Raw genomic sequence first — 12,183 nt, forward strand, 5'->3', positions numbered from 1 at the left:
AGGCTTCGACGTTATCCATCCCCCGAACACGAGAAAGGCCAATCCATGACGTCGGACATGCAAGAGCAGGAGGAAGGTATCCCGCTGGTCACCGGCACGGGCATCGAAGCGGTCGCGGACGGTGTCTGGCTGCTTCGGGGCCAGGGCCAGTCCTTCGTGGCAGAGACAGATGCAGGCCTGGTGGTGGTCGATGCCGGCCCGGGGGGACGAGTCACCCGCGGCATGATCGCGCATCTGCGCGCGGTCAGCGACAAGCCGGTGGCGGCCATCTGCTTCAGTCACGGCCACGTCGGCTACAACGCCGGCGTGCCGCTGTGGCGCGAGGATGCCGCACGGCGCGGCCATCCCGCGCCGGCGGTGATCGCGCATGAACGGGTGCCGGTACGCTATGCACGCTATCGCGCAACGCTTGGCCTGCAGGAACGCATGGCGGAAATCCAGTTCCGCATGAAACCCGGCGGCATGCACGGCAAGATCGCCTTGCACGATCCTGACCGGACCTACTCGCAGCAGCTGACCCTCGGCACCGAAAGGCGCATCCAGCTGATCTGGGCGCCGTCCGAAACCGACGACGTGACTGCGGCATGGGTGCCGCATGCGCGCGTTCTCTACGGCAGCGCCGCCGTGATCGATTCGATTCCGAACATCGGCACGCCCTTCCGCACCATGCGCGACACGCTGCGCTGGGCCGATACGCTCGACCGCCTGCGCGACCTGCGGCCCTTGCGGGTGGTGCGCGAATTCGGACCCGACATCGCGGGTGAGGAAGAGGTGCAGCAGGTACTGGGCACCACCGCGCGGGCGCTGCGCTGGCTGCATGCCGAAGTGGTGCGCATGATGAATCTCGGCATGGGAGAGCGCGACATTCTCGCAGCCATCCGCTACCCCGAGGAGCTCTTCGGCGTGCCGTGGATGCGGCCTTGCTACGGCGCGCCGGATTACATCGTGCGCGACATCTTCCGTTCCGAGAACGGCTGGTGGGACCGCAACCCGACCAGCCTGCATCCGGCCGCGCCCGCCGACATAAGCCGCGAAGTCGCGACGGCCATTGCCGACAAGGGCGCGCTGATCGCACATGCGCAGGCGCTTGCCGGCAAAGGCGAATACCAGCTGGCGCTGCACGTCATCGACGTCCTTGCCGCTGCCGATGATGCAGGCGATGCCATACCTGAAGTGCGTCAGGCGCGGCAGCTGAAAGCCGCGTGGCTGCGCGAGCGCGCCGGGCAAGTGCCGAGCTACGTGTCGCGCAGCCTGTACAAGGTTTCGGCCGACATGATCGAGCAAGACAGCGCCCGCACCTTCGGCATCCGTTGAAACGATTTCATAGCAGGAGAAACCGCAGCATGACCCCGAACCAGGAAAGACTCGACAGCTTCTTCTCGCCACGCTCGATTGCCGTCGTCGGCGCCTCGGCGACGCCGGGAAAGATCGGCGCAATACCGGTGACCTACCAGATCGACTACGGCTTCGAGGGCGAGCTCTACCCGATCAATCCCGGACGCGAAGAGATCCAGGGCAGGAAGGCCTATCCGACCCTGTCGGCCGTGGGCAAGCCTATCGACCTTGCAATATTCGCCATTCCCGCCGCTGCAGTTGAAGCGACTCTCGACGATGCGATTGCCGCAGGCGTAAGGAATATCGTCATGTTTTCCGCAGGCTTCGCCGAGACCGGCGAAAAGGGCCGCGCCGCGCAGCAGCGGCTGCTGGACAAGGCAAGGGCGGCGGGCATCCGCATGATCGGGCCGAACTGCCTCGGCTTCATGAACGTCGCGCGCAGCGTCTATGCTACCTTCTCGCCGGTGGTGTTTTCCGGCCGGGCCGCTTCCGGCGCCATCGGCATCGTCAGCCAGAGCGGCGCCTTCGGCGCCTATGCCTATGCGATGGCGCGCGAACGCGGACTGGGCTTGTCAGTCTGGGTCACGACCGGCAATGAGGCCGACATCCAGGTGGCGGACTGCATTGCATGGATGGCGGGCGATCCTCAAACCAAAGTCATCATGGCCTACATCGAAGGATGCCAGGACGGCGAGCGGCTCAAGGAAGCGCTTGCGCTCGCACGGGATGCAGGCAAGCCGGTCGTCGTCGTCAAGGTCGGCCGCACCGAACTCGGCGCCGCCGCCGCCGCTTCGCATACCGCATCGCTTGCCGGCAACGATGCCGTGTACGACGCCCTCTTCAAGCAGTACGGCGCATGGCGGGCGCGCACCATCGAAGACTTCTTCAACATCGCCTATGCATTGTCGATCTCCGGCGTGCCCGAAAAAGGCAAGCTGGGGCTGCTGACGGTATCCGGCGGCGTCGGGGTGCTGATGGCGGACGATGCCGCCGACGGCAATCTCGATGTCGCGCCGATGCCGCAAGCGGCGCAGGACTGGCTGCTGGAACAGGTGCCGTTCGCCGCGCCGCGCAACCCGGTCGACATCACCGGCCAGGTCACCTCGCAGCTCGACCTGATAGAGACGACCGCACGCGTGATGCTGCGCGACGGCGATTACGGCAGCCTGCTCATCTTTCTTGCCGCCGCCGGCCTGAGCGAAGCCATGCAGGCACTGCAGAAGGACGTGGCAAGGATGTTGACCGCGGAGTTCCCCGGCAGAACGCTCATGTTCTGCACGCTGTTTTCACACGAGCACCAGCGCAGTCTTGATGCCTGCGGCTGCGCCTCCTTCCAGGAACCGTCGAGCGCCATCCGGGTGCTGGCGGCGCTGGAGTTCTTCCGCACGCAGCAGGAGATGCAGAAATCCAAGATCCTGGATGCGGCATCGCCGACGGCGAAGACATACCCATCCGTATCGATCGCTGCCGGCGCACGCAATGAAGCCGAATCGCTTGCGCTGCTGCGGGAATTCGGCGTACCGGGCGTACCTACCCGCACTGCGCGCAACGGCCGGGAAGCGGCCGACGCAGCGCGCGCAATCGGCTTTCCGGTCGTCATGAAAATCCTGTCGGCAGACATCACGCACAAGAGCGATATCGGCGGCGTGACTTTGAATCTGAACGACGAGGCGGCGGTGCAGGCTGCCTTCGACAAAATGATGGCGGCCATACGTGAAGGGGCGCCGTCGGCGCGCGTTGACGGCGTGCTGCTTGCCCCCATGGTGCGCGGCGGCATCGAGTGCATCCTCGGCGTGCACCGCGATCCGGTCATGGGGCCGGTCGTCATGTTCGGCATGGGCGGCGTGAACGTCGAACTGCTCAAGGATGTCAGTTTCCGCATCGCCCCCGTGAGTCTTGAACAGGCGCGGGAGATGATTGGCGAAGTGAAACTGTCTCCGCTGCTGCAAGGCTATCGCGGCGCACCGACGGCCGACGTCGAAGCACTCGCCCGCGCCATCGCTGGCCTGTCCGACCTGGCCATGTCAGCGGGCGACACGCTGGAATCCATCGACGTCAATCCCTTCATCGTGCTGCCGGCAGGCCAAGGCGGCATGGCGCTCGATGCGGTCGTGATCGGCCGGGAGCATTGAAGAAGGGTTGGAGACAGTCACACGATAAACAGGAGACACCCATGTGCAAGCGCAGAATCGTATTGCAGGCCATCGCCTTGTCCGCACTGCTGAACTCGGCCGCCGTGATGGCAGCGGACTGGCCGATGGACAAGCCGATCCGCATGATCGTACCGACGCCGCCGGGCGGAGGCACCGACATCTTCTCCCGGGTCATCGCCAATCATCTCGGCAAGGCGCTCGGACAGACCATCGTCATCGAGAACAAGGGCGGCGCCAATGGCCTGATCGGGCAAACCACCGCGGCCAAGTCCGCCGGCGACGGCTATACCCTGCTCTTCACCTATACGGCGGCGATCGTCGTCAATCCCGCGATGCAGCCTTCGATGCCGTACGACACGCTGAAGGATCTGAAGCCGGTCGCGCAGATCGGTACGGGCGGCAATTACCTGGTGGTGTCGTCCGACGTGCCGGCGAAGGATGTCAAGACTTTCATCGAATGGGTCAAGGCACAGCCGGCTCCTGTCAACTACGGTTCATGGGGTGTGGGCTCCGGAGGACACCTGACGATGGAGGCGGTCAAGACGCAGACCGGCACCAAACTCAGCCACGTGCCCTATCGCGGCAGCGGGCCGCTGATCATCGACCTCGCAGCAGGGACGGTGAAGGTGGCTTTCGCGGATACCGTGGCGACCCTGCCCTATCTCAAGAGCGGCAAGTTCAAGGCGCTGGCGGTGTCCGGCACGGCACGCGCGCCGCTCACGCCGGAGGTGCAGACCCTGAACGAACAGGGCGTGCCGTTCGGGCTCGACAGCTGGTACGGGCTGTTCGTACCGGCAGGCACGCCGGATGCGATCGTCAAGCGTCTCAACGCGGAAGTCAGCAAGATCGTCGCCTTGCCCGAGGTGAAGGAACGCTTCCTGCAAATGAACATGGCGTCCTCGCCGCAAAAAACGCCCGAGGAATTCGAAGCGACCGTGCGCAGGGATATGCAAGCCTGGGGAGACATCGTGCGGACCAATCACATCAAGGTCGAATAGGCATGGGCGCTGACTGATTGCGTAGATGTTCTACAGCGGTTCGCCATGGCGTCGGGAGGCAGCGACGCCATGGCGGCGGCCGCAACTAAAAATTTATTCCGGAGGAGACTGCAATGAAAAAACTGATCATGGTAACGGCTTGCGCCATCGCGGCCGGATTCGCGCATGCGCAAAGCTCGGTGCAGGTGTCGGGCATCATCGATCTCGGCATCGATTATGCAAAGGGTTCGCAGAGCCAGACCCGGCTGCGCGACGGCGACATGGCCGCATCGCGCCTGATCTTCAAGGGCGTTGAGGACCTGGGCGGCGGGCAACGTGCCGGCTTCCTGCTGGAGAACGGCTTTCAGGCCGACACCGGCGCGGAATTCTTCGGCAACAATCGCCTGTTCGGACGGCAGGCATGGGTGGAACTCGGCGGCGGCTGGGGAACGGTTCGACTCGGCCGGCAATACACGCCCACCTTCGACGGCCTGGTCAAGGCCGATGCCTTCTACGTCAATTCGAATGTGTCGCCGATCAACCTGGTGACCAGCCGCGAAGGCCAGGGCACCGCGAAGGCCGTCTATCTCGCGCGCTTCGACAACATGATCGCCTACCGCACACCGACCATCGGCGGCTTCGCAGCGACGCTGGCCTACGCACCGGGCGAAGCCGCGGGGTCGGCCAGCGGCAGGAATGCCGGCGCCAACCTGCTGTATGCCAACGGACCGCTCTACCTGTACTACGCCTACCAGGTGCAGTACGCGGGCACGGCTGCCGCGCCTGTCGCCGATCCGACGCGAACCACCTTCCATTTCGCCGGCGGCACCTACACGATCGGCCCGGTGCAGCTCGGCCTGACGGTCGAGACCGATTCCAGCAATGCGCCCGGCGTCAACGATGCGCGCCACTATCTCGCTGCGGTCACCTGGAACGTCAATGCGGTCCATACCCTGCGCGGCGAAGTCGTCAAGCGAGCCGTGGACAACAGCGCGCTCGATCCCTATGCGGTCACGCTGGGCTGGGATTACGCCCTGTCCAAGCGCACCTACCTGTATGCGCGCGCCGTCTATGTCAACAACCCTGCTGGCGGATCCAGCTCGATCAACCTGATTCCCATTGACGCCGGTAGCGGCGACAACGGCCGCTCGATCGGTTTCGGCGTGCGGCACAACTTCTGAACGCGCTTCGCAAAACAGCTGCAGATTGTCAAAAATCCGCTCACCCCCAAAGCGCTCGTGAGTCAGTAACTTACGGGGTGTGAGCGAATTTCTCTTAGGGACGAAACCCTCTCGATCAGGTTCGGATCCGAAGGGCTGCGCCAGGCGCCAAAGCCGCCACAGCCTTGATCGATCCGTCGGGCTCGTATCAAGTTCATGGCAGACGCTGGAACATTTTCAAACTGGCCCTCAACTCCTTGCGCGAGGCTTCAGGCGGAAGCTGACGCCGAGCCGGTTGATCGCGTTCATGGCCGCAATGGTCAAGGTCAGGTCCACCAGGTCCTTCTCGCCGAACGCGGCCAATGCGGCTGCGTAGGCTTCATCGGATGCGTGCGTTTCGCTCACGCGCGTAACTTCCTCCGACCATGCCAGCGCGGCACGCTCTTTCTCAGTGAAAAGATGCCCGGCTTCGTGCCAGACCGAAACCAGCACAGCCTTGTCGACCGATACCCCCTCCTTGATCAGGTCGCGGGTGTGAATGTCGATGCAGTGCGCGCACCCGTTGATCTGCGATACACGCAGGAAGACAAGATGGATGAGAGTGCTGGACAGGTTCGTGTCGTTGACGACATAGTGATGCAGGACGCCGATTGCCTTTGCACCCCCGGGGGAGACGGCGAACCAATTCGCGCGATTCATGATGTTCAATCCTTTCAAGGTGGGTCTTCGACGGGCAAGCATTTGCCCTATCCCAACCAAGACGGATGACATCCGCGCGTTGTGACAGATCACGAGAAAAGCGTTTTGAATCGTTTGTTTCGGCCAAGTGGTGCCCTTGGCGCCCGAGGTCGAATCACCAGACAGGCAAGCCTTCCCAGGCTCACGTCTTTCCTATGTTGCGGAAGGCATAAAACCGTTTATCGGTAAAAAGGAACGACCTTGCCTTTCAGCTTGATCGTCATCGGATTGCCCTTGCGGTCACGCGCCTTGCCGGCCGCGACCTTGATCCAGCCTTCGCTGATGCAATATTCCTCGACATTGGTGCGTTCCTTGTCATCGAGCTTGATGCCAACATCGTGCTCGAGGACAGCCGCATCGTAGTAAGGGCTGCGCGGATCGACCGAAAGACGGTCAGGTAATGGGGGGAGTTGTGTCATGTCGTTCATGGACGGGAATTATCTACTATTCTCCTGCGCAAAACAATTTTGCAGCATTCGCCTGCTTTGCGGCCTTGCTTTTCAGCTTTCTGCCATCGCGCCGCCGCGGGCCGATTGCGGAATTCTGCATTCCCCGATACCCGACCACGAATACCAATCCCACGATATACCGTGCCAGATGAGAACGATGAATCTTTTCGTCTGGCAAGGCGTGAGAGGAATCCATACTTGCCTGATAGCTGTATAAAATCAGCCGGGAAGCACCGAGTGCGAGGTTGGCGCTCTCCGGGACCGCTCACCTTTATCTACCGCAGCTTCCCGAGGAAGAAAGCCAGCAAGACGCTCTGATTGCGGATCGGTTCAAATGCCGGATGCCGTCTGCGGCGCCGTCGGAATTCATTTTCTCACTCCGGCGAATGCCCTCCGCTTCCTATTGATCCGGCCCGAAACATGGTTCATTTTTCGTGTCGCTGATCTCACCCTCTACCTCTGGGAGAGGGCCGGGGTGAGGGGATCCGGCTCAACCTATTTTCGGGCCGGATCTATAATGTCACCACCACCTTCCCGAACTGGGCATTAGATTCCAGGTACCGGTGTGCATCCACGATCTGCTCGAACGGAAAGGTCCTGGCGATAATCGGCCGCAGTGCACCTGCGGCTACGCCATCAAGAATGAAGCGCTTCGCTGCGGCCAGTCGCCCGGGATCGGCAAGAATCTCGTGGACGAGATAGCCGCGCAGTGTCAGGCTCTTGCTCAACACTGCAAACAAGGGGAATGGCGTCGGCTCCTTGCTCAGCCCGCCATACTCGATGAGAATACCGCCTCGCGCCATGGCCGCAGTCAGTGGCATGAAGAGGGGACCGCCCACGGGATCGAACACCACGCGCACACCCGCCGGCCCGACCAGCGCGCTCAGCCTCTCCTCGACATTCTCTTCTTCCACGGCGATCGCATGGGCGGCTCCTGCCTCCAGCAGGTCCTTTGTTTTCCCCGAGGTACGGGTCACGGCAATGGGCAGCGCGCCGACATGGCGGGCGATCTGTATCGCAGCCAGCCCCACACTGCTGGACGCGGCCGTGATCACGACCTTGTCCCTAATGCCCAACCGGGCGATATCAATCAGCGCACCGTAGGCAGTGAGATATGCCATCCATAGCGCGGCCGCGCCTTCCCATCCCAGCGCAGGCGGATGCTTTACCACCAGGCCGGCGGGAAAGTTTGCCAGCTCGCCATAGGCCGGCCACCGGCTCATCGACACGGGTGGCACGATGCTCACCGCATCCCCGGGCGCGAACGAGGCTACACCGGCACCCACCCTGCTTACGATGCCGGCCGCCTCCAGGCCCAATCCGGAAGGCAAGGCCGGCGTCTCGATGTACGTGCCGGATCGCATCAGGGCCTCGGCCCGGTTCAGGCCGAGGGCCTTGACCCGGATTTGAACCTCCCCCGGCCCCGGCGGGGCCACAACAAGATCTTCGATTCGCAATACTTCAGGACCGCCGTGCTCGTGAAACCGTATGATTCGTGCCATCGTCAACTCCTTATCAATAGTGTGGAATCGACTATAACGGCGGCGATTTACCAGATAAACTGCACATTTTGATCATCAGAACAAACCAGGAGTGTTGAATGGACCGATTGACCAGCATGGCCGTGTTCGTACGTGCGGCAGATCTCGGCTCCTTCGCAGCCGCCGCCGACGAACTGGACATGTCCGCGACCATGGTGGGCAAGCATGTCCGCTTCCTGGAACAGCGTCTGCGCGTGCAACTGATCAATCGCACGACGCGACGCCAGACGCTGACCGAGTTCGGCCGCACTTACTACGAGCGCTGCCGCGCCATCCTGACGGAAGCGGATGCGGCGGATGCCTTGGCGACCGACCAGATCCATGCACTCAACGGCCGGTTGCGGGTCACCGCGCCTGTCCATTTCGGCCGCCATTGCGTTCTGCCGGTACTGCTCGCTCTGGTGCGAGACTACCCTGGCTTGGAACTGGATTTGTCGTTCAGTGACCGCCTTCTCGACTTGGCCGAGGATGGCTATGACCTGGCGATCCGCACGGGCACGCTGGAACCGGCTCCGGGGCTTGTGGCGCGGCACGTCGCCAGCCAGGCAATGACCGTATGCGCCGCGCCAATTTACCTTGAACGCCACGGTCGGCCCGCCGCCCTCGACGATCTGGGCGCACATGCAGCGCTCGCCTACCGGCGCACCGGGCCCGTCCCGCCCTGGCTGTTCCCGCGCAACGGCCAGGCCCCGCTCGAAGTGCGGCCCCCGAACCGAATCCGGCTCGACGACCTGGACGCCATCGCGGATGCAGCCGCAGCCGGTGCAGGCATTGCCTGGCTACCGCGCTGGCTTGTGCGCGAGCGTCTCCGCAACGGAGCACTCGTTGAATTGTTTGCCGGCCAGCCAGGCTATATGTACGACGTCCACGCCCTATGGCTGCAAACACCACACGTGGCGCGCCGTATCCGTGTGACAGTGGATGCACTGGCGGCCACTCTGCCGAAGATGATGGCCTAAGGGCGGCAGTGCCCAATCATTGCCGACGCCAGAATCCGCCCGGAGCCGCAGGCGGGATGCGAGCCTGAGCGGCCAGTCCACTCTTTCGATAGCGGACGCTCAACGCTCGGGTGCGGCGGCGTGGCACGAAAAGGATTTACCACTTCAACTCGTTGTTGGCCCCGCGCGCCGGTAGTGCATGGCAACGGCACCGTTGCGCAACGGCGTCGCCGAGACCAGTTCGAGCCGTCGCGTGCCGGGTAGGCCGTTCTGGTACAGGGTCGGGCCGTGACCGGCGATCCTGGGATGGACGAGGAACTTGTACTCGTCGATCAGATCCAGCCGGTCCAGCTCACTCGCGAGCTTGCCGCTACCCAGGAGCACGCCGGCAGGAGTGGCGTCCTTGAGCTCTTGCACGCTCGTACGCAAGTCGCCGGCGATGTGATGACTGTTTGTCCACCTGAAGTCTGTTCGGGTCGACGACACCACGTACTTCGGCTTTTCCTCCAGCATGACCGCCCACTCGCGCATCGCCGTCGTTGCCTCCACGTCTCCGCGGGCAACTGCTGGCCAGTAGCTTTCCATCATCTCGTAGGTGATGCGGCCCCACAGCATCGCTCCGGCCTCGTCCATAAGACGGGTGAAGAAGGCATGTGTTTCATCGTCGGCGATTCCTTCCTGGTGGTCGACGCAGCCGTCCAGCGTGACGTTGATACTGAAGGTCAAGATTCCCATCATGTCCTCCGTTCGTGATACGTAACGAGCCGCCCGCCTTCTGGCTCCAAGGGCACAAGCCCAGTTCGCGAGGTGCCCATCCTGTAGCGCCCAATGGTTCAATTCACCGGCGTGAAGCGACGCCGTGCAGGGCCGCTTCAGGCAACCAGATTGTCAAATCGTCATCTTGTCTGGTTTTCAACTGGGACATTTTGTCTCAATGCATGGAAACTGCTTTTAAGTAGAATGCCTCAGAACTAGCAGCAACACCATCCTTGCATCGCAGTTGCTGACGATTTCTGCTCTTTTATCTGCATTTGCCAAATCACTCCGCAGGACGCCATTGCTGTTTCATAGGTACGTGGAAAGAAAGATTCAAACAGGATGCCTGGGGCTTTGCCCTGCCGGCTGATCTTGAAAGCGCAATGGCACTCGACCATATTGGCCTGGTAGAGCGCACCTGCACCTGTGCCATTTTGGGGTGGTAACCCTCACGGTAGATAGTGTCAAGTCATAGACTGCAAATACTTAAAATCATGGATTGGTTCCCTATAGTCTTCTTTCCGTTCAAGGTTCTCGCGCTCGGTACGGGCATGTATTTCGCCATCAAGTGGCATTACGATCAGGGGCAGAAGGAGAAGGAGATGAACAAGCGCGCCGTGCTGCGCGCGGGCGGCAAGGTGGCCGCGGTCTTCGTTCTATCGCTACTGGGTCTGGTGCTCGTCACCTTCGTCCTGGCCAGGATGCTCGGTTTGGACTTGACCTTCCCCTGATGGCAACGAATGGCCGGCGGATCCGAGTTCGCTTTGGCGAATAGCATCGGCATCGCTGCGGGACTCTTGATCGGCAAGCGCCGTTAGACTTGGTAGCTTGAGTTCAGGAAGATCGCATCGAAGATCGAGGTGGTGGACCGACCGTCAGGCAAGGAAATCACCAGGCGCGCTGAACGGATCGAACATGTCTGATTCCTGTGCGACTGCGTGGAGCCATGCTATCAAGTTGCTGGGCGAACCAGATCGTCTTACTGATTGTCTGGGCCCATGTCCTGGGACTTCCAACCGCGCCATTTGGACTACGCTACTATTTCACGAGCTATTCCGGCTCTCTTAAACAGCTTTCTATCATACGGTGATACAGTGGGACCTGCTACCCAAGAAGCGCTTAGGCTAAGAATTCGTTCATCAGCCCGATGAGCCTCAATCGGTTTTGCACCATGATCGGCGGGGCCCGATGACGTACCACCTCACTTTGACATTGCATGAGCAAGGACTGTTTGAATGAATCACGACAACAATGAGATTTGGAGCGTCCGCGTTCAATTGGCGGCCGCCAACCGACTGGCTGTGTACGACGACCTGGAAGAAGGTATCGATAACCACTTCACAGCGCGCGTTCCGGGCAAGGAAGATCGGTACCTGGTACTCCCGTTCGGCCGGCACTGGTCCGAAGCAAAGGCGAGCGACTTGATCGTATTCAATGAAGCCGGCGATGTTCTCGAAGGAGATGGAACCCTGGAACTCAGCGCGCTGAGCATTCACGCTCCTCTTCATCGAGTCACCGGTGCAAATGTGGTCCTGCACACTCATCAGACTTGGGCCCTGGCGCTGAACATGATGGAAGACAACCGCCTGCTCCCCGGGAGTCAGACCGCAGCTTTCCTCACGCCGCACATTGCTTATGACGACGGCTACGCAGGCCTGGCTGCTTCGCTGAACGAAGGCGAACGACTTGCCGCCATTCTAGGCACCAAGCAAATTCTATTTATGAAAAACCACGGCGTTCTCGTAATCGGCGAAACGATCGCGCAGGCTTACCGGCGCCTGTACAAGCTAGAGCGCGTTTGCCGTGCGCAAATACTGGCAATGTCTACCGGCCGGCCGTTAGCGCTACTTGACGAGGCTACTGTGGAGAAGGTGAGCCGGCCCAACCCGCGTAACAGTCATTCGCAGGAAGAGCGCGAAGCGCTCTATTTTGCGGCTATGATGCGGGTGTTAGATCGCGAGATGCCCGGTTATGCAGATTGATGACAAAGGTCGGGCGATCAGTCCTGGCTAGAACTCATTTCATAAATAGGTAGTCAACGCTCTTTTCGACATGACGGGGTTTTCATCATGACGCGAAGAGAAGAACTTACCGATGAACAATGGGCAATTCTTGAGCCGCTTATTCCGGCCCCCG

11 protein-coding genes are annotated in these 12,183 nt (G+C 61.5%); 7 read left to right on the forward strand and 4 right to left on the reverse strand.

Features of this window, described 5'->3' with window-relative positions; translation table 11 throughout:
• Nucleotides 1-45 precede the first annotated feature (45 nt).
• The 4 genes from IGW03_RS23510 to IGW03_RS23525 all read left to right on the forward strand — a co-directional run bounded on the left by IGW03_RS23510 (nt 46) and on the right by IGW03_RS23525 (nt 5,646).
• Nucleotides 46-1,314 (forward strand): alkyl sulfatase dimerization domain-containing protein, encoded by a 1,269-nt coding sequence (locus IGW03_RS23510; RefSeq protein ID WP_438943674.1) that lies wholly within the window; start codon nt 46-48, stop codon nt 1,312-1,314.
• Between the two features lie 29 nt (nt 1,315-1,343).
• Nucleotides 1,344-3,467 carry an acetate--CoA ligase family protein gene (locus IGW03_RS23515; protein ID WP_194724967.1) on the forward strand — a complete coding sequence of 708 codons (2,124 nt, stop codon included), beginning with the start codon at nt 1,344-1,346 and terminating at the stop codon, nt 3,465-3,467.
• 41 nt (nt 3,468-3,508) lie between these two features.
• Nucleotides 3,509-4,486 carry a Bug family tripartite tricarboxylate transporter substrate binding protein gene (locus IGW03_RS23520; RefSeq protein WP_194724968.1) on the forward strand — a complete coding sequence of 326 codons (978 nt, stop codon included), beginning with the start codon at nt 3,509-3,511 and terminating at the stop codon, nt 4,484-4,486.
• A 113-nt stretch (nt 4,487-4,599) separates the two neighbouring features.
• A complete protein-coding gene (locus IGW03_RS23525) occupies nt 4,600-5,646 on the forward strand; it encodes a porin (RefSeq protein WP_228535996.1) in 1,047 nt (348 codons plus the stop codon).
• Between the two features lie 228 nt (nt 5,647-5,874).
• Here IGW03_RS23525 and IGW03_RS23530 read toward each other — a convergent pair whose 3' ends face one another.
• The 3 genes from IGW03_RS23530 to IGW03_RS23540 all read right to left on the reverse strand — a co-directional run bounded on the left by IGW03_RS23530 (nt 5,875) and on the right by IGW03_RS23540 (nt 8,314).
• Nucleotides 5,875-6,324 (reverse strand): carboxymuconolactone decarboxylase family protein, encoded by a 450-nt coding sequence (locus IGW03_RS23530; RefSeq protein WP_194724969.1) that lies wholly within the window; start codon nt 6,322-6,324, stop codon nt 5,875-5,877.
• Nucleotides 6,325-6,542: 218 nt separating this feature from the next.
• On the reverse strand, nt 6,543-6,791 hold the full coding sequence (locus IGW03_RS23535; RefSeq protein WP_194724970.1) for a DUF3297 family protein: 249 nt from the start codon (nt 6,789-6,791) through the stop codon (nt 6,543-6,545).
• A 533-nt stretch (nt 6,792-7,324) separates the two neighbouring features.
• The gene (locus IGW03_RS23540; RefSeq protein WP_194724971.1) at nt 7,325-8,314 is read right to left on the reverse strand and encodes a zinc-dependent alcohol dehydrogenase family protein; all 990 of its coding nucleotides are present in this window, start codon (nt 8,312-8,314) and stop codon (nt 7,325-7,327) included.
• 98 nt (nt 8,315-8,412) lie between these two features.
• Here IGW03_RS23540 and IGW03_RS23545 point away from each other — a divergent pair, with 98 nt between their 5' ends.
• Complete coding sequence (locus tag IGW03_RS23545; RefSeq protein ID WP_194724972.1) at nt 8,413-9,312, forward strand: LysR family transcriptional regulator; 900 nt, start codon at nt 8,413-8,415, stop codon at nt 9,310-9,312.
• Between the two features lie 144 nt (nt 9,313-9,456).
• On the opposite strand, the gene IGW03_RS23550 is transcribed toward IGW03_RS23545, so the two are convergent.
• On the reverse strand, nt 9,457-10,029 hold the full coding sequence (locus IGW03_RS23550) for a dihydrofolate reductase family protein (RefSeq protein ID WP_228535998.1): 573 nt from the start codon (nt 10,027-10,029) through the stop codon (nt 9,457-9,459).
• A 512-nt stretch (nt 10,030-10,541) separates the two neighbouring features.
• Here IGW03_RS23550 and IGW03_RS23555 point away from each other — a divergent pair.
• Nucleotides 10,542-10,778, forward strand: coding sequence for a hypothetical protein (locus IGW03_RS23555; protein WP_194724973.1), 237 nt, complete (start codon nt 10,542-10,544; stop codon nt 10,776-10,778).
• Between the two features lie 504 nt (nt 10,779-11,282).
• Entirely contained in the window at nt 11,283-12,029 is a 747-nt protein-coding gene (locus IGW03_RS23560; protein ID WP_194724974.1) for a class II aldolase/adducin family protein, read from the forward strand.
• Nucleotides 12,030-12,183: the final 154 nt, after the last annotated feature.

Origin of the sequence: Noviherbaspirillum malthae, from assembly GCF_015352985.1 — a bacterium.
Taxonomy (GTDB): Bacteria; Pseudomonadota; Gammaproteobacteria; order Burkholderiales; family Burkholderiaceae_D; genus Noviherbaspirillum; species Noviherbaspirillum malthae.